General features: G+C 67.0%; 15 protein-coding genes. 4 read left to right on the top strand and 11 right to left on the bottom strand.

Annotated features, from left to right (window positions below; genetic code table 11):
- Window positions 1-33: 33 nt before the first annotated feature.
- Window positions 34-1,026: a YhdH/YhfP family quinone oxidoreductase gene (locus P3W75_RS01115; protein ID WP_276225523.1), complete on the top strand. Its 993-nt coding sequence runs from the start codon at window positions 34-36 to the stop codon at window positions 1,024-1,026.
- Window positions 1,027-1,236: 210 nt separating this feature from the next.
- Here P3W75_RS01115 and P3W75_RS01120 read toward each other — a convergent pair whose 3' ends face one another.
- Both P3W75_RS01120 and P3W75_RS01125 read right to left on the bottom strand, forming a co-directional pair.
- Complete coding sequence (locus P3W75_RS01120) at window positions 1,237-2,088, bottom strand: alpha/beta hydrolase family protein (RefSeq protein ID WP_276225524.1); 852 nt, start codon at window positions 2,086-2,088, stop codon at window positions 1,237-1,239.
- 33 nt (window positions 2,089-2,121) lie between these two features.
- Window positions 2,122-2,559 carry a hotdog fold domain-containing protein gene (locus tag P3W75_RS01125; protein ID WP_276225525.1) on the bottom strand — a complete coding sequence of 146 codons (438 nt, stop codon included), beginning with the start codon at window positions 2,557-2,559 and terminating at the stop codon, window positions 2,122-2,124.
- Window positions 2,560-2,712: 153 nt separating this feature from the next.
- Between P3W75_RS01125 and P3W75_RS01130 the strand changes: the two genes are divergently transcribed.
- Window positions 2,713-3,291, top strand: a complete 579-nt coding sequence (locus P3W75_RS01130) for a TetR/AcrR family transcriptional regulator (RefSeq protein ID WP_276225526.1) — start codon at window positions 2,713-2,715, stop codon at window positions 3,289-3,291.
- A 118-nt stretch (window positions 3,292-3,409) separates the two neighbouring features.
- Here the strand turns inward: P3W75_RS01130 and P3W75_RS01135 are convergent, their stop codons facing one another.
- The 3 genes from P3W75_RS01135 to P3W75_RS01145 form a co-directional block, all read right to left on the bottom strand.
- Window positions 3,410-3,913, bottom strand: a complete 504-nt coding sequence (locus P3W75_RS01135) for a DUF934 domain-containing protein (protein WP_276225527.1) — start codon at window positions 3,911-3,913, stop codon at window positions 3,410-3,412.
- The gene (locus tag P3W75_RS01140; RefSeq protein WP_276225528.1) at window positions 3,897-5,555 is read right to left on the bottom strand and encodes a nitrite/sulfite reductase; all 1,659 of its coding nucleotides are present in this window, start codon (window positions 5,553-5,555) and stop codon (window positions 3,897-3,899) included. Before P3W75_RS01140 ends, P3W75_RS01135 begins: the two co-directional genes overlap by 17 nt.
- A gap of 335 nt (window positions 5,556-5,890) precedes the next feature.
- Window positions 5,891-6,385, bottom strand: a complete 495-nt coding sequence (locus P3W75_RS01145) for a PaaI family thioesterase (RefSeq protein WP_276225529.1) — start codon at window positions 6,383-6,385, stop codon at window positions 5,891-5,893.
- A 349-nt stretch (window positions 6,386-6,734) separates the two neighbouring features.
- Here P3W75_RS01145 and P3W75_RS01150 point away from each other — a divergent pair, with 349 nt between their 5' ends.
- Window positions 6,735-7,814 (top strand): ABC transporter substrate-binding protein, encoded by a 1,080-nt coding sequence (locus P3W75_RS01150; protein WP_276225530.1) that lies wholly within the window; start codon window positions 6,735-6,737, stop codon window positions 7,812-7,814.
- Here the strand turns inward: P3W75_RS01150 and P3W75_RS01155 are convergent.
- From P3W75_RS01155 to metH, 6 genes are all read right to left on the bottom strand, one after another.
- A complete protein-coding gene (locus P3W75_RS01155; protein ID WP_276225531.1) occupies window positions 7,811-8,029 on the bottom strand; it encodes a DUF2970 domain-containing protein in 219 nt (72 codons plus the stop codon). The genes P3W75_RS01150 and P3W75_RS01155 overlap by 4 nt on opposite strands.
- A gap of 37 nt (window positions 8,030-8,066) precedes the next feature.
- The gene (locus tag P3W75_RS01160; protein ID WP_276225532.1) at window positions 8,067-9,392 is read right to left on the bottom strand and encodes an MATE family efflux transporter; all 1,326 of its coding nucleotides are present in this window, start codon (window positions 9,390-9,392) and stop codon (window positions 8,067-8,069) included.
- A gap of 129 nt (window positions 9,393-9,521) precedes the next feature.
- Window positions 9,522-10,178 (bottom strand): potassium channel family protein, encoded by a 657-nt coding sequence (locus P3W75_RS01165; protein WP_276225533.1) that lies wholly within the window; start codon window positions 10,176-10,178, stop codon window positions 9,522-9,524.
- Between the two features lie 81 nt (window positions 10,179-10,259).
- On the bottom strand, window positions 10,260-10,907 hold the full coding sequence (locus P3W75_RS01170; protein ID WP_276225534.1) for a peptidoglycan-binding domain-containing protein: 648 nt from the start codon (window positions 10,905-10,907) through the stop codon (window positions 10,260-10,262).
- 263 nt (window positions 10,908-11,170) lie between these two features.
- Entirely contained in the window at window positions 11,171-11,521 is a 351-nt protein-coding gene (locus tag P3W75_RS01175) for a 50S ribosome-binding protein YggL (protein ID WP_276225535.1), read from the bottom strand.
- Between the two features lie 22 nt (window positions 11,522-11,543).
- On the bottom strand, window positions 11,544-15,236 hold the full coding sequence (gene metH, locus P3W75_RS01180) for a methionine synthase (protein ID WP_276225536.1): 3,693 nt from the start codon (window positions 15,234-15,236) through the stop codon (window positions 11,544-11,546).
- Between the two features lie 176 nt (window positions 15,237-15,412).
- Between metH and P3W75_RS01185 the strand changes: the two genes are divergently transcribed.
- Window positions 15,413-17,701, top strand: coding sequence for a fatty acid cis/trans isomerase (locus P3W75_RS01185; protein WP_276225537.1), 2,289 nt, complete (start codon window positions 15,413-15,415; stop codon window positions 17,699-17,701).
- Window positions 17,702-17,777 lie beyond the last annotated feature (76 nt).

Below are 17,777 nucleotides of genomic sequence, written 5' to 3' on the forward strand. Positions count from 1 at the left end.
CCGCGCGCAAGGGTTGAAACTAAGGAGAGCGTGATGAGTGCATTCAAGGCCCTCTGGGTCACCGAAACCCCGCACGGCGTATTCGAGCAGCAGGTGGTCGAGCGCGACACCAGCCAGTTGCCGGCCGGCGAGGTGCTGATCCGGGTGCGGTATTCGTCGCTGAACTACAAGGACGCGTTGTCGGCCAGCGGCAACCGTGGCGTGACCCGCAAATATCCGCACACCCCCGGCATCGACGCGGCGGGCGTGGTGGAGGAGTCCTCGGTACCCGAGTTCGCCGCCGGCGACGAGGTGATCCTCACCGGCTACGACCTGGGCATGAACACCTGCGGCGGCTTCGGCCAGTACATCCGCGTGCCGGCGGCCTGGGTGATCAAGCGCCCGCAGGGCCTGAGCCTGCGCGAGGCGATGATCCTCGGCACCGCCGGCCTGACCGCCGCGCTGTGCATCGACAAGCTGGAGCAGGCCGGCCTGACCCCGGCCTCCGGCCCGGTGCTGGTCACCGGCGCCAGCGGTGGCGTGGGCAGCATCGCGGTGCTGTTGCTGGCGCAGTTGGGCTACAGCGTGGCGGCCTCCACCGGCAAGCTGGAGCAGGCCGAGTTCCTCAACGGCCTGGGCGCGCGGCAGATCATCGACCGCGCCACCGTCGCCGACGGCGTCGACAAGCCGCTGCTCAAGGAGCAGTGGGCCGGCGCGGTGGACACGGTCGGCGGTGACATCCTGTTCAACGTGGTCAAGTCGCTGCAGTACGGCGGTAGCGTGGCCTGCTGCGGGCTGACCGCCGGCGCCGCGTTCAAGGCCACGGTGCTGCCGTTCATCCTGCGCGGGGTCAACCTGCTGGGCGTGGACTCGGTGGAGCTGCCGCTGGTGGTCAAGGCGTCGATGTGGGACAAGCTCTCGCTGCAGTGGAAGCTGCCGCGCCTGGAGGAGCTGGTGCGCGAGATTCGCCTGGACGACCTGCCCACCGCCATCCACCAGATCCTCGCCGGCAAGCTGGTCGGCCGGCTGCTGGTCAACCTCGACTGAAGTCCAGCTCCTGCAGAACGTAGGGCGGATAACCGTTCGCGGTTATCCGCCGTTGACCGATGCACCGGAGCCCGTGAACGATGGCGGATAACGCCTTGGGCGTTATGCGCCCTACGGTGTTCCAGATTGACCGTAGAGCGCACTGGAATGTCCGTTGTGAGAAACGGCATTCCTGCTTCAAGCGAGCTGCACTATGCCGGGACCGGGCGTTCAGCCCAGCTCCGGCAGCAGGTAGCCCTCCCACAGCGATTCGGCGAACTGCGGCCGGAAGAAGCCGAAGTGGCCGATGCGCTTCACCCCCAGCTGCTCCGGGGCGATCCGCCGGCTGACCTTGGGCGCGCTCTGGTAGAAGCCCAGCAGCGCCTCGGTGCTGCGCTGGGACATCATCTCGTCATCGGTGAACGACAGCGAAACGATGGGCGTGTGCACCGCCGAGTAGCGGATGCGCATCTGCTCGCCTTCGCCCAGTGCGTACTGCGGGTGCAGGCACCAGCGCCGCCACTGTTCGATCACCCCGCGCGGCAGGTCGCCGACGATGCCCAGGCGGCGCCCGGGGAAGTAGCCCGCCAGCGGCGTCACCACCGGCGCGATGAGGTGCCAGAGCAGCCAGGCGCGGCCGCGCAGGCCGGCGCTGTTGTCGCGCCAGTAGCCGCTGCCGCTGGCGATGCTGAAGGCGCGGGTGATGCGCGCGCGGCCGGCGACGAAGGGCAGGATCTGCCCACCCAGGCTATGGCCGATCCAGTACAGCGGCTTGTCGCCGCAGGCTTCGGCGACGGCGGCGAGCATGGCGCTGCAGTCGTGGCGGCCCCAGTCGACCACGTTGGCTTTGACCTCGCGCAGCGGGCCGCTGCGCGACTGGCCCATGCCCTGGTAGTCGAAGGTGACGACCAGGTAGCCGCGCTCGGCCAGCCAGTTGGCGAAGGCGCTGTAGAAACGTTGCTCGACGCCCATGGCCGGCACGATCAGCGCCGCGCCGCGTGTCTCGCCCGGCGGCTGGTACCAGTGGCTGGCCAGGCGCTGGCCCTGGCCGTTGTCGATTTCGCGCGCTTGCGGTGTGAGCATGGCGGTTCGCTCCGAGGTCCGTTCGGTGGAGGGTCAGCCCTGGCTGACGTACATGGTGATCTCGGCGCGGAACACCGGCTTGTCGCCGACGTAGGCCAGCACCGGCACCTTGAGGTCGCCGGTGGCGTCCCAGTCGACCGCGCTGCCGTCGGCCACCGCGCGCACGTCGCCGTCGGCCTTGGCCAGGTATTCCACGCTCATGCCGCGGGGAATCCAGCGGCGCCCGGCGGGGATGGATACGTCGGTCATGGTCCCGGCGGCCAGTTCGGCGGCATTGCACAGCGCAATGGCGTGCACGGTGCCTATATGATTGAGCACCTCGCGGCGCTTGGCGAAGGTCACCTCGGCGTAGCCCGGACGCAGCTCGACGAAGCTCGGCGCGATGCTGGCGAAATAGGGGGCGACCTGGCCGATCATAGCGCTGAACTGCGCGGGGCCGGCCTGGCGGTACATCTGCATCATCTGACTCATGACGACTCCGTGGATTCGGATTGAAGGAGGATGCGCGCCAGGGCAGTATACGAAGACTAGAAATTAATTCTAGAAAAATATTCTAGAAGCGCTCCGCGCACCTTCAAGATGCGCTCCGCACACATTCCAGATGCGCTCTGCGCAAGGAACCCCATGGCACGAGCTTCCCGCAAAGACGACATCCTCCAGGCCGCGCTGGCCTGCTTCAGCGAGTCCGGGGTGGACGCCACCACCATCGAGATGATCCGCGACCGTTCGGGGGCCAGCATCGGCAGCCTCTACCACCACTTCGGCAACCGCGAGCGGATCATCGGCGCGCTCTACCTGGAGGGCCTCGGCCAGTACGCGGCGCTGCTCGACGCCGGGCTGGAGGAGGGGATGAGTGCCGAGGCCACGGTGAAGCTGTTCGTCACCAGCTACATCGACTGGGTGGCTGCGCACCCTGACTGGGCGCGCTTCATCCTGCACAACCGGGGCCGGGTCGAGGCGGGGGAGATGGGCGATCAGCTGCGCGAGGCCAACCGCCAGCAGGGCCGGCGCATCGCCGCGCTGCTCGCGGTGCATCGCGAGGCTGGGGCGTTCCGCCAGTTGCCGGTGGAGCTGTTCAATTCGGTGGTGATCGGGCCGACCCACGACTACGTGCGCAACTGGCTGGCCGGGCGCACGCGGGTGGAGCTGGTGGATTGCCGCGACCTGCTGGCGCAGGTGGCCTGGGAGAGCGTGAGGGCGTAGGAGCCGGCCATGCCCGCGATTCGCGCGCATGGCGCGCTCCTACGGTCACGGGCGGCTTCGGCCGCGCCAACGAAAAAGCCCCGCCGAGGCGGGGCTTTTCGTATCGCCGAAGCGGCCGTCAGGCCTGCTGGCGGCGGCGGAACAGCGGTTGCGGCTGGGTCACCGAGGTCTGGTAGACCTCGCTGAAGTCGTCCAGCCCGGCCAGCGCGGCCTGCGGGTCGCGGTCGGCGCGGATGGCGTAGGCGTCGAAGCCGCAGCTCTGCATGAAGAACAGCTGGTCGCGCAGCACGTCGCCGATGGCGCGGACTTCGCCCTTGTAGCCGAAGCGTTCACGCAGCAGGCGCGCGGTGCTGAAACCACGGCCGTCGGTGAAGGCCGGGAAGTTCACGGCGATCACCTGGAAGCTGGCCAGGTCGTCGGCGATGGCTTCCGGGCCCTCGTCGGCGTCCAGCCACACGCCCAGGCCGCCGTCGCGACCGCGCAGGGCCGGGCCGTGTTCCAGCCACAGCGCCAGCGGGATGATCACGTCGTCGCTGTTCGGCACGCTTTCCAGGGTGGCGTCCTTGGGCAGCAGGTGCCAGCGGTCGTCGACCACTTCGCGGTGCTTAATGATTCGCTGCATATACGCGCTCCTTGAACGGGTCGATGCCGATGCGGCGGTAGGTGTCCAGGAAGCGCTCTTCCTCGGTGCGGTTCTCGACATAGACCTTGATCAGCTTCTCGATCACGTCGGCCATCTGCTCCTGGGCGAACGACGGGCCGAGGATCTGCGCGAGGCTGGCGTCACGGCTGGCGCTGCCGCCGAGGGAAACCTGGTAGAACTCCTCGCCCTTCTTGTCCACCCCGAGGATGCCGATGTGGCCCACGTGGTGGTGGCCGCAGGCGTTCATGCAGCCGGAGATGTTGAGGTCCAGGTCGCCGATGTCGAACAGGTAGTCGAGGTCGTCGAAGCGGCGCTGGATGGCTTCGGCCACCGGGATCGACTTGGCGTTGGCCAGGGAGCAGAAGTCGCCGCCGGGGCAGCAGATGATGTCGGTCAGCAGGCCCACGTTGGGGGTGGCGAAGCCCTGCTCGCGCAGTTCGCCCCAGAGGGTGAACAGCTGCGCCTGCTCGACATCGGCGAGGATGACGTTCTGGTTATGGCTGTTGCGCACTTCACCGAAGCTGTAGCGATCGGCCAGGTCGGCGATGGCGTCCAGCTGCTTGTCGGTGACGTCGCCCGGCGCCACGCCGGTGGGCTTGAGCGACAGGGTCACGGCGACGTAGCCGGGCTTCTTGTGGGCGAAGGTGTTGCGCTGGCGCCAGCGAGCGAAGCCGGGGTTCTCGGCGTCGAGCCGGGCGAGGGCGGCATCCTGGTCTTCCAGGGCGCGGTAGGCCGGGTCGACGAAATGCGCGGCGATGCGCTGCACTTCGGCATCGGTCAGGGTGCTCGGACCGTCCTTCAGGTGGGCCCACTCGGCGTTCACCTTCTCGGCGAAGACTTCCGGGGTCAGCGCCTTGACCAGGATCTTGATGCGCGCCTTGTACTTGTTGTCGCGACGGCCGTAGCGGTTGTACACGCGCAGGATGGCGTCGAGGTACGACAGCAGGTGCTGCCACGGCAGGAATTCATTGATGAAGCTGCCGACGATCGGGGTACGGCCCAGGCCGCCGCCGACCGAGACGCGGAAGCCCAGCTCGCCGGCGTCGTTGCTCACCGCTTCCAGGCCGATGTCGTGCACCTCGATGGCGGCGCGGTCGCTCACGGCGCCGTTGACGGCGATCTTGAACTTGCGCGGCAGGTGGGCGAACTCGGGGTGGAAGGTCGACCACTGGCGGATGACCTCGCACCACGGGCGCGGGTCCACCAGCTCGTCGCGGGCGACGCCGGCGAACTGGTCGGTGGTGGTGTTGCGGATGCAGTTGCCGCTGGTCTGGATCGCGTGCATCTGCACGGTGGCCAGTTCGGCGAGGATTTCCGGCACGTCTTCCAGTTCCGGCCAGTTGTACTGGACGTTCTGGCGGGTGCTGATGTGCGCGTAGCCCTTGTCGTAGTCGCGGGCGATCTGCGCCAGCTTGCGCACCTGCTTGGCGGAGAGCAGGCCGTAGGGCACGGCGACGCGCAGCATGGGCGCGTAACGCTGGATGTACAGGCCGTTCTGCAGACGCAGCGGGCGGAATTCCTCGCCGGTCAGTTCGCCCGCCAGGTAGCGGCGGGTCTGATCGCGGAACTGCTCGACGCGATCCTCTACGATCCTTTGATCGTATTCGTCATATACGTACATGAAAAATCCTGCTGTCAGGCTATAGCGCTCGGGCGTACTGCGCTTCCGGGCGCGCACGGCAACGCGCTCCACGCGGAGTGCCGCGCACGATACCAGTTAGGGAATATGCGTAAAAGTGAAGTTTGAGTATATGGCGAGAACTTTCCGATATAAGCGCGGCCCGCCGTGCGAACCGCGCGTGTCGCCGCCGGGTCCAGAGCCTGTTTACGATCTCGCGAGCTAGAGCAGAACAAGGAAAAAACAGGCGAGGGAGCGGAGTTTAGTCCGCTAAATGAGCATCACTCGCCTGTTTTTAACGCAGTTATGCCGACGCACAGCAGATCGTAGACAGGTTCTCAGCCTTCGCGGCCGTGGGCCTGGGCTCCCAGCTGGGCGGTGTCGACGCGGACGAAAATCGAGTCGCCGATGGCGGTCAGCACGTCGCCGGCGTACACCTCGCAGATGATCCGGCTCTTGCGCCCCAGCTCGCCTTCCACGTGGGCCTTGAGGACCAGCGGTACACCCATCGGGGTCGGCTTGATGAACTTGATCCCGAGCTGGCCGGTGACGCAGTCCAGGCGCGGCAGGCTGCCCGGCTCGCGGCCTTCGGCGCGGTAGTGGTAGGCCATCGCCGTCCAGTTCGAGTGGCAGTCCACCAGCATGGCGATCAGGCCACCGTAGACCAGTTCCGGCCAGCCGGTGTACTTGGCCTCGGGCAGGTGCTCGGCCATCACGTGGACGCCGTCCTCGTGCCAGCGGCTCTTGATGTGCAGGCCGTGGGGGTTGCTGCCGCCGCAGCCGTAGCAGATGCCTTCGGGGGCGGCGCGATCTTGCAGGGAAAGGGTGTGCATGGTGCTGCCTTGTTCTGGTGTGCGGGGAGGCCCGCCCAGCCTATCCGCTTTCACCGTCGCCATGAAGGGTGCGCGCCTTGTCGCTGCGGCCGCTCTGGTCTTAACTGCTGGTGGGTCTACCGAAAACAGCAATAAGAAGGGGGAGCCATGAGCGAAGAGTCCCGCAACGAGAACCGTGACAGCGTGATCGACGCCCGCGCGGCGCTGATTCTGATCCTTCTGGTGGTGGCCACGGCGGTGTTCTGGGTCAGCCATCAGTGAATCCCGTTCCGCCCGTCTGGGGCGGGGCGACCGCAATGAAGGCAAATGGCTATACTTCGCCGGCTTTTCGCTGGCGGGGTGTGGTTTCGTGAGTTTTTCGTGCAAGTCCTGGGTACTGGTCGTCGGTCTGCTGCTGTCGTTCGCCAGCCAGGCGGCGTCGGTGGTGTTCCTCAATCCGGGACGGGCCGACGAGCCCTACTGGGTCAGCTATGCGCAATTCATGCAGGCCGCCGCCGACGACCTGGGCATGCCGCTGCGCGTGCTCTACGCCGAGCGCGATCCACAGCGCTCGCTGCAGCAGGCTCGCGAGCTGCTGCACAGCGGCCAGCTACCGGACTTCCTGGTGTTCACCAACGAGGGCTACATCGGCCCGGAACTGCTGCGCCTGTACGCCAACACCGGGGTGCGCCTGTTCGCCGTGAACAACGGCCTGACCGCCGGCCAGCAGCGCATCACCGGGGGGAGCCGCGAACGCTACCGCAACTGGATCGGCACCCTGGTGGCGAATGAGGAGCAGGCCGGCTTCGCCATGTCCCACGACCTGATGCAGGCTGGCAAGGACGCCGGGCGCGACCTGGAGCTGCTGGCCTTCTCCGGGCTCGCCCAGGCGCCCGTGGCGGAGCAGCGCGAGGAGGGCATGCGCCAGGCCCTGGCCGACTTCCCGCGCGCGCGGTTGCTGCAGGTGGTGTACGGCGGCTGGAGCCGCGAGCGCGCCTACGAACAGGCGCGCCAGCTGCTGCGCCGCTATCCGCAGGTGACCCTGGTCTGGTCGGCCAACGACGAGATGGCCTTCGGCGCCATGCAGGCGGCGCGTGAGCTGGGCCGGGTGCCGGGGCGCGACATCCTGTTCAGCGGCCTGAACAATTCCCCGGAGCTGCTCTCGGCGGTGGCCGATGGCAGCATCAGCGTGGCCATGAGCGGGCACTTCACGGTCGGCGGCTGGGCGATGGTGATGCTCTACGACTACGCCGCCGGCGTCGATTTCGCCGCCCACGGCGGCAAGGACCGCGAGCTGCCGCTGTTCGTGCGCCTGGACCGCCAGCGCGCCGAGCGTCTGCGCGAGCACCTGGCGCGCCCCGGCTACGGCCTGGACTTCCGCGATTTCAGCCTGGCCCTGCATCCACGGCAGAAGACCTACCGCTTCTCGCTGCAGCCGCTGCTGGACTAGACGCCGGCCAGGTGCAGGATCAGGCGCACCAGGGCATAGAGCACGAGGACGAAGACCAGGGTGAAGGCGATGCCGAGGAAGATGAAGTGGCTGGGCTTGCCGTAGGTGAAGTCGCGCGCGCGGTTCTTCCCGCTCTGCACGCCGAAGGCCGCGGCCAGCACGCTTTGCAGCATCTGCCAGAAGCTCGGCGGGCGGTTCTGCGAATCGTCGTTCATGGAAGCCTCCTGGGGTTCCCGGCAAGCATAGCCCGGGTCAGAGTTCTATCTGCGTCCACTGGCGTTTCTGCCACATCACCGCGAAGATCGCCGAGGCCAGGCCGCGCTGGAGGATCTGCATGCTCCAGATCGCCAGCAGGCCGCCGCCCAGCCCCGGGCCGACCAGGTAGGCCAGGGGCAGGAAGAACAGCCACTGGTTGCCCAGGCTGACCGCCATCACCGTGCGCGTGGCGCCGGCGCCGAGCAGCGCCTGGGTCAGCACCAGGGCGGTGGCGTCGATCACCATGCCCAGCCCGGTGAGGGTCAGCGGCACGCGGCCCAGTTCGATCAGCGTCGGGTCGCTGACGAACAACCGCAGGATCGCCTCGGGGAACATCCAGAACGGCGTGCCGAGCAGCGCCAGGCCGCAGGCGGCGACCTTGACCACGTCCCAGCCCCAGCGATGCGCGCTGTCGAAATCGCGCTCGCCCATGCACTGGCTGACCAGGGTGGTGGCTGCCATGCCCAGGCCGATGCCCGGCAGGATCAGGAACAGCGCCAGGTTGATCAGCACGTGGGCCACCGCCAGCTCGCGGGTGCCGACCTGGGCGATGATCCAGAACAGCAGGGTGATGCCGGCGGCGAAGAAGAACTGCTGCAGCGAGTTGGGCAGCGACAGGCGCAGCATCACGCGGATTTCCCGTTCGCTCGGCAGGCGGGCGAGGAAGCCGTGGCCGCGGGCGTCGCGCCAGGTGATCCAGGCGTAGATCGCCGAGCCCAGGTAGAGCGCCAGGGTGGTGCCCAGGCCGCTGCCCACCGCGCCCATGTTCGGCAGGCCGAACAGACCATGGATCAGGCTGTAGCTGATGGCGGCGTTGGCCAGGTGCATGACCACCAGAGTGCGCATGTACATGCCCGAGCGGCGGGTGCCGTTCCAGTAGCCACGGAACGAGAAGTTCAGGCCCACCGCCAGCACCGAGAGCGCGCGCCACTCGAAGTAGGGCACGCCGATGGCCAGCACCTCGGGGTCGTGGGACAGCAGGCGGACGATGGGTTCGGCGAACAGCAGGCAGACCAGGCTGATCGGCAGGGCCAGGCCCAGCGAAACCAGCAGGCCGCAGTTCAGCGGGCCGGCCAGGTCACTGTCGCGACCCTCGCCGCGGCGTCGCGCCACCAGCGCCTGGACCCCGGCACCGAGGCCCATGACCAGAGATATCGCGACGAAGTTGGCGTAGCTGCCGATGCCCACACCGGCCAGGGACTTCTCGCCGAGGTGGCCGACCATGGCGGCGTCCACCAGGTTGAGCAGGCTCTGGCTGAGCATGCCGCCGATGATCGGCAGCCCCAGGCTGAGGATGTTGTGAAGGCGCTGGCGCTCTAGCATGGCGTCTCTGACAGCAGGTTGATCCGGCGATTGTTGGTCGGTGGCGGCAGCCGGCCGGTCGCTGCGCCCCTGGGGAGAAGCCTAGCGTAACGGCGCCGTCGCTGCCCGCGCGGTCGTCGCCGGCCAGGCTCAGCGGCGGTTGTTGACGGTCATTGCGATCAGGCGCGAAACCACCAGCGCGAGGTACATCACTCCGGCGAATTCCTCGATCATCACCAGCGAGCGGGCCACCGGGGTCAGCGGCACTATGTCGCCCAGGCCGACGCCGGAGAGGGTGGTGAAACTGAGGAACAGCAGCTCGGTCCAGCTGCGCACGGCCTCGGCGTCGACGGCCGCGCTGAAGCTGCCGGGAGCCAGCTGCTGGCAGAAGTTGTAGAGGTGCGCGAAGGCCCAGGCGAGCAGGGTGAAGGTGGCGCCGGCGGCGTACAGCTCGTCGGTGGTGGCGCGCTGGTCGGCGCTCATGTAGGCGATCAGGCTGAGCGTGGCGTAGAAGTAGAAGGCAGCCTCCAGTACCGGGATCAGCAGCTCCAGGGCGCGGCTCGCCAGCCACAGGTCGAGGGCGCTCAGGGCCAGCACCAGCAGCGCCAGCACGGCGGCGATCCAGGTCTGCACCGGGCTGCGCTTGACCACCCGCAGCGCCAGGCCGAGCACCAGCAGGCCGAAGGCGCCGAACAGCGCGCGGCCCAGCGCGGTGGATTCCATCCACGGGTAGAGCAGCACGCCGAGCAGTTGCACCAGCAGCAGGACGGCGGAAGGGTGGCGCTTGAGGTGGGCGAGGGCGGGCATGGGGCGCTCGGGGCGAGGGGCGATGCTGGAACTATAGGCGGGGGAGAAACCCCAGGCGGTGGCCGCCTGGGGTAAAGGGCGTCAGCCGGCGAAGGTCTTCTTCGCGCTGCTGGCCAGGGCCGAGTCGAAGTTGTGGCCGGTGGTCAGGGCGTCGGTGATGAAGTCGATGACGAAGGCGATGATGCGCGCCTCGACCGCTTCACTCAGCAAGGGCACGTCGACACGCTTGTTGATGGCCTCCACCAGGCGCTTCTTGAGGTTGGCGTAATCGCCGCTTTCCACGCCCCGGCTGATCTCCTGGACGTATTGCAGGATCTTGGGCGGCAGCAGTTCGGCGAGCACCGCGTCCAGACGTTCGACCAGCCACTTGATGGCGAAGTCGTCGAAGATGTCGACGATCCCGGTGGGAATCGCCCCGTCGACGATTTCCGCCAGCTTTCTCAGCTGCGCCTCGGTCAGCACGTGGTCCGGCTTCGCGGCTGGCACCGCAGCGGGTTGCGGCGCCGGGATTTCCAGGGCGGCGGCGGTGCGCGGCCCGACCAAGCCGTCTTCCACCAGGCCATGCTTATGCTGGAAGCGCTTCACGGCGTCTTCGGTGATCTTGCCGAAAATGCCGTCTGCATTGCTTTGGCCGTTGGTCGTTGCCGGTAGGTCGGCGCTGTTGATCAGAGCTTCCTGCAGCACCTTTACGGAAGCGTTTTTCATGCCCAGCTTGAGTACGAAAGCCATTTCTCGCTCCTTGCAGTTTTAACCTCGTGGATGCAGCGCTTCATGCGACTACAAGCGTTGTCGGGAGCCATCGGCGATGGCAGCTGAACGCTAGTAGTGGCGATGTGGCATTGCTGGGCGAGCCCGATGGACGGAGGCGAAACGGCGAAGAGGAGCTGTTCTATTTGCAAAGGAAATGAGCGGTCTGACATCCGTTCGCTGATTGATGGGCGGCGGAAACGAAAAAGCCCGCTTTCGCGGGCTTTTTCCGAGGCGGGGCCAGATCAGTCCAGCAGGCCGTGCCAGCAGTCGCTGAGCTCGCCGAGCTCGGACGATTTGCACCAGGCCTGGCTCTGCAGCCACTGGCGGACGGTCTCGCGGTCGGCTTCGTCGAGGCTGCCGACGGCGTTCAGGCACAGGTAGCCGGTGAACTCGCCGTCTTCGGTGGCGCCGCCGACGAACAGCCAGCCCTGGGATTCGACGAAGGCGATCCACTGGTCGAGCACGTCATCCAGGTCGCCGCTGTAGTTCACTTCCAGGCTGAAGCCCAGTTCCTTGAACTCGGCCAGGCGCAGTTTCTTGCGCAGGCGGCGGTTGCGCGGTTTTTCCATCTGTTCGGGGGTGAGGTATTTCATCTTTCGCTCCTGGAAAGGCGGATCAGGCGTCGTAGCCCAGGTTCGGCGACAGCCAGCGTTCGCTGACCGCCACGTCCTGGCCCTTGCGCGCGCTGTAGCGGTCGATCTGGTCCTTGTCGACCTTGCCAACGGCGAAGTACTGCGCCTGCGGGTGGGCGAAGTACCAGCCGCTGACGGCAGCGGCCGGGAACATCGCGTAGTGTTCGGTGAGGGTCACGCCGGAGGCGCCTTCGGCGTCCAGCAGCTGGAACAGCGTGCCTTTCTCGGTGTGGTCGGGGCAGGCCGGGTAGCCGGGCGCCGGGCGGATGCCGACGTACTGCTCCTTGATCAGCGCCTCGTTGTCCAGGTGCTCGTCCGGCTGGTAGCCCCAGTATTCCTTGCGCACGCGTTCGTGCAGCCACTCGGCGCAGGCTTCGGCGAGGCGGTCGGCGAGGGCCTTGACCATGATCGCGTTGTAGTCGTCGCCCTTGGCCTCGTAGGCCTTGGCCACTTCCTCGGCGCCGATGCCGGCGGTGGTGATGAAGCCGCCGACGTAGTCTTTCACGCCGCTGTCCTTGGGCGCGACGAAGTCGGCCAGGCTGAAGTTCGGCTTGCCGTCGGGCTTGATGGTCTGCTGGCGCAGATGGTGCAGGGTGGCCAGCTTGTGGCCGTCCTCGGCGTAGACCTCCAGGTCGTCGTGGTTGACCTGGTTGGCCGGCCAGAAGCCCAAGACTGCGCGGGACTTGATCAGTTTTTCGTCGATCAGCTTGCGCAGCATCGCCTGGGCGTCGTTGAACAGGGTGGTGGCCGCTTCGCCGACCACTTCGTCGCTGAGGATGCGCGGGTACTTGCCGGCCAGGTCCCAGGAGATGAAGAACGGCGTCCAGTCGATGTACTCGGCGAGTACGTTCAGGTCGATGTCTTCCAGCACCTTGACGCCGGTGAAGGAGGGCACCGGCGGCTGGTAGCCGGCCCAGTCGAACTGCGGCTTGGCGGCGATCGCCGCTTCATAGCTCAGGCGCTCGGTGCGCGCGCTGCGGTTGGCGGTGCGCTCGCGGACCTCGGCGTACTCCTCGCGCAGCTTGCGGGCGTACTCGGGCTTCATTTCCTTCGACAGCAGGGTGGTGGCCACGCCCACCGCGCGCGAGGCGTCGGTGACGTAGACCACGGCGTCGTTGCTGTACTGCGGGTCGATCTTCACCGCGGTGTGCGCCTTGGAGGTGGTGGCGCCGCCGATCAGCAACGGCAGGTGGAAGTTCTGCCGCTGCATTTCCTTGGCGACGTGGACCATCTCGTCCAGCGACGGGGTGATCAGGCCGGACAGGCCGATGATGTCGCACTTCTGCTCGCGGGCGGTCTGCAGGATCTTCTCCGCCGGCACCATCACGCCGAGGTCGACGATGTCGTAGCCGTTGCAGCCCAGCACCACGCCGACGATGTTCTTGCCGATGTCGTGCACGTCGCCCTTCACCGTGGCCATGAGGATCTTGCCCTTGGCCTCGGGCTTGTCGCCTTTTTCCGCTTCGATGAAGGGGATCAGGTGGGCCACCGCCTGCTTCATCACGCGGGCGGACTTGACCACCTGCGGGAGGAACATCTTGCCGGCGCCGAACAGGTCGCCGACCACGTTCATGCCGTTCATCAGCGGGCCTTCGATGACCTCGATCGGCCGCGCGCACTTCTGCCGGCACTCCTCGGTGTCTTCGACGATCCAGGTGGTGATGCCCTTGACCAGGGCGTGCTCCAGGCGCTTCTCGACGCTATGGCTGCGCCATTCCTCGTCTTCGACTTCCTTGGTCGCGCCACCGCCCTTGTAGTTGTCCGCGATAGCCAGCAGCGCCTCGGTGGCGTCCGGGCTGCGGTTGAGCACCACGTCCTCGACCTTGTCGCGCAGCTCCTTGGGAATCTCGTCGTAGATTTCCAGCTGGCCGGCGTTGACGATGCCCATGCTCAGGCCGTTGCGGATCGCGTAGTAGAGGAACACCGAGTGGATGGCCTCGCGCACCGGGTTGTTGCCGCGGAACGAGAAGGACACGTTGGACACCCCGCCCGAGCTCAGCGCGTGGGGCAGGTTGTCGCGGATGTAGGCGCAGGCGTTGATGAAGTCGACCGCGTAGTTGTTGTGTTCCTCGATGCCGGTGGCCACCGCGAAGATGTTCGGGTCGAAGATGATGTCTTCCGGCGGGAAGCCGACTTCGTTGACCAGGATGTCGTAGGAGCGCTGGCAGATTTCTTCCTTGCGCGCCTGGGTGTCGGCCTGGCCGGTCTCGTCGAAGGCCATCACCACCACGGCGGCGCCGTAGCGTTTGCACAGGCGGGCATGGTGCTTGAACTGCTCGACGCCTTCCTTCATGGAGATGGAGTTGACGATGCCCTTGCCCTGGATGCACTTCAGGCCGGCCTCGATCACTTCCCACTTGGAGGAGTCGATCATGATCGGCACGCGCGAGATGTCCGGCTCGGAGGCGATCAGGTTGAGGAACTTCACCATCGCCGCCTTGGAGTCGAGCATGCCCTCGTCCATGTTGATGTCGATCACCTGGGCGCCGGCTTCGACCTGCTGCTGGGCCACTTCCAGGGCCTCGGCGTAGTTCTCCTCGCGGATCAGCCGGGCGAACTTCGCCGAACCGGTGATGTTGGTGCGCTCGCCGACGTTCACGAACAGCGAGCTGCGGTCGATGGTGAAGGGCTCCAGGCCGGACAGGCGGCAGGCCTTGGGAATCTCCGGGATGGCGCGCGGCGGGTACTTGGCCACCGCCTTGGCGATCGCCTCGATGTGCCCGGGCGTGGTGCCGCAGCAGCCGCCGATGATGTTCAGGAAGCCCGACGCGGCGAATTCCTCGACCACTTCGGCCATCTGCGCCGGGGTCTCGTCGTATTCGCCGAAGGCGTTCGGCAGGCCGGCGTTGGGGTGCGCCGAGACGTGGGTGTCGGCCTTGGTCGCCAGCTCTTCCAGGTACGGGCGCAGTTCCTTGGCGCCGAGGGCGCAGTTCAGGCCCACGGAAATCGGCCGGGCGTGGCTCACCGAGTTCCAGAAGGCCTCGGTGGTCTGCCCGGACAGGGTGCGCCCGGAGGCGTCGGTGATGGTTCCGGAGATCATGATCGGCAGTTCGAAGCCGAGTTCCTCGTAGACGCCCTGCACGGCGAAGATCGCCGCCTTGGCGTTGAGGGTGTCGAAGATGGTCTCGATCAGGATCAGGTCGGCGCCGCCCTCGATCAGGCCACGGGTGGCCTCGCTGTAGTTCTCCACCAGTTCGTCGAAGGTGACGTTGCGGAAACCGGGGTCGTTGACGTCCGGGGAGATCGAGCAGGTGCGGCTGGTCGGGCCGAGCACGCCGGCGACGAAGCGCGGCTTGTCCGGGGTCTCGGCGGTCTTGGCGTCGGCCACTTCGCGGGCCAGGCGCGCGCCCTCGACGTTCAGCTCGTAGACCAGCGCTTCCATGCCGTAGTCGGCCTGGGACACCTGGGTGGCGTTGAAGGTGTTGGTCTCGAGGATGTCGGCGCCGGCGTCCAGGTAGGCCTTCTCGATGGCCTGGATGACGTCCGGGCGGCTGAGCAGCAGCAGGTCGTTGTTGCCCTTGACGTCGCTCGGCCAGTCGGCGAAGCGCGCGCCACGGTAGTCCTCTTCCTGCAGCTTGTAGCTCTGGATCATGGTGCCCATGCCGCCGTCGAGGATCAGGATGCGATCCTTCAGGGCTTTCTGCAGGGCTTGCTGGCGGGCGGCACGATCGGACATTGGGAGCTACCTGGAAAAGGGCGTGACAAAGGGTCGCTGATAATAGCAAACCTGCAGGGGATTTGAGCTGGTCGGGCTTTTACATGAGCGCGATTCATGTTGATCCGGCCTTCGGTTGGCCGCAAAGCCCCTCGGAACCGCTAGAATCCGGCTATTCACGAGGTATGGAGTCCTAAATGTCCTTGCGCGCATCCTTTGCGTTGACCATTGCGTTCATGCTGCTTTCCGCTGTTGCCCAGGCGGCGGGCATTTCCTACAGCAAGGACATCCAGCCGATCTTCACCGAGAAGTGCGTGGCCTGCCACGCCTGCTACGACTCGCCGTGCCAGCTCAACCTGAGCGCCGCCGAGGGCGCCCAGCGCGGCGCCAACAAGCTGCCGGTGTACGACGGCACGCGCACCAAGGCCCAGGAAACCACCCGGCTGTTCCTCGACGCCCACGGCGCCGACGCCTGGCGGCGCAAGGACTTCTGGTCGGTGCTCGACGCCCGCGGCGGCCAGGCGGCGCTGATGGCGCGCATGCTCGACCTCGGCCACGCGCACCCGCTGGTGCCCAACGCGAAGATTCCCGAAGGCCTGGACCTGTCGATCAACCGCGCCAACCAGTGCCCGACGCCGGACAGCATCGACGACTTCGTCGCCAAGAACCCGCGCAGCGGCATGCCCTTCGCCGTCACCGGCCTGAGCGACACGCAATACGCCACCCTGAAGCAGTGGCTGGCGCAGGGCGCGCCGGTCGACGAGCAGGCCTGGCAGCCCAGCGCCGCCGAGGCGCGGCAGGTCACCGAGTGGGAGAACTTCCTGAACCAGCGCGGTGCGCGCGAGACCCTGGTGTCGCGCTGGCTCTACGAGCACCTGTTCCTCGCCCACCTGTACTTCCAGGACAAGGGCGCGGCGGGGCACTTCTTCCAGCTGGTGCGCTCGCGTACGCCGAGCGGCCGGCCGATCGACCCGATCGCCACGCGGCGCCCCAACGACGACCCCGGCGCGGAGTTCTACTACCGCCTGTGGCCGATCCAGGGGGTGATCGTGCACAAGACCCACATCACCTATCCGCTCAGCCCGGCCAAGCTCGAACGCACCCGCGAGCAGTTCTTCGGCACTGCCTGGCAGGCCGACAAGGTGCCCGGCTACGGCCTGCAGCACCGCGCCAACCCGTTCGAGACCTTCGCCGCGATCCCGGCGCAGGCGCGCTACCAGTTCATGCTGGACAACGCCGAGTACTTCGTCCGCACCTTCATCCGCGGCCCGGTGTGCCGCGGGCAGATCGCCACCGACGTGATCCGCGACAACTTCTGGGCGCTGTTCCAGGACCCGGCCCACGACCTCTACCTCACCGACCCGGCCTATCGCGCCAAGGTCACGCCGTTGCTCGGCCTGCCCGGGCAGATCGACGACATGGGCCAGATGCTGCAGCAGTGGACCAGCTACCGCGACAAGCGCAACCAGTACGAGGAACTGCGCCTGGAAGCCTACGAGGACGCGCCGGCGCCGACCTGGGCGGACATCTGGAGCGGCAACGACAACGCGCTGCTGAGCATCTTCCGCCAGTACGACAGCGCCTCGGTGCGCAAGGGCCTGATCGGCGGCGTGCCGCAGACCCTGTGGTGGCTGGACTACCCGCTGCTGGAACGCACCTACTACCAGCTGGTGGTGAACTTCGACGTCTATGGCAACGTTTCGCACCAGGCACAGACGCGCCTGTACTTCGACCTGATCCGCAACGGCGCCGAGCAGAACTTCCTCCGCCTGATGCCGGTGGCGGCGCGGCCCAAGCTGCTCGACGACTGGTACCAGAACAGCGGCAAGCTGAAGATGTGGCTGGACTACCAGAACCTCGACAACGACGCGCCCAGCGGCCTCGGCCTGCCCGAGCATGGCGCCAAGAGCGCCTTCGCCAGCCAGTTGCTGAGCCGCTACGCCGGGCTCAACGCGCGGCCCGACCCGATCAACCTGTGCCAGGACGGCGCCTGCTACCGTCGCCAGGTGGCGCGCCCGCTGCAGGACGCCGAGCAGGCCTTCAGCCGCCTGGTCAGCCGCCCGGCGGCGGGGCTCAAGGTGATCGAGCAGTTCCCCGAGGCCACCATCCTGCGCGTCGAGCTGGCCGACGGCAAACGCGAGATCTACACCGTGCTGCGCAACCGCGCGCACAGCAACGTGGCCTTCATGCTCGGCGAATCGCTGCGCTACCAGCCGGGGCTGGACACCCTGACCATCTACCCCGGCGTGCTCTCCAGCTATCCGAACTTCATGTTCGACCTGAAGGCGGAGGAGGCCGGCGACTTCGTCGGCGCGCTGGAGAAGGTGCAGAGCCCCTCGGACTTCGACCGCGTGGTCGAGCGCTGGGGCATCCGCCGCAGCCACCCGCAGTTCTGGTTCTACTTCCACGACCTCGACGCCTACCTGCGCGAGACCGAGCCGGTGGAGGCGGGCATTCTCGACATGAACCGCTACGAGAACCTCTGACGCAGAATGGTTCCGTAGGATGGGTTGCGCGTAGGCAGGTCCGGCGCCCCGAGGCTTGCGGGGTGCGCCCAGCACC

It is taken from the genome of Pseudomonas citronellolis, from assembly GCF_029335315.1.
Lineage (GTDB): Bacteria > Pseudomonadota > Gammaproteobacteria > Pseudomonadales > Pseudomonadaceae > Pseudomonas > Pseudomonas citronellolis_A.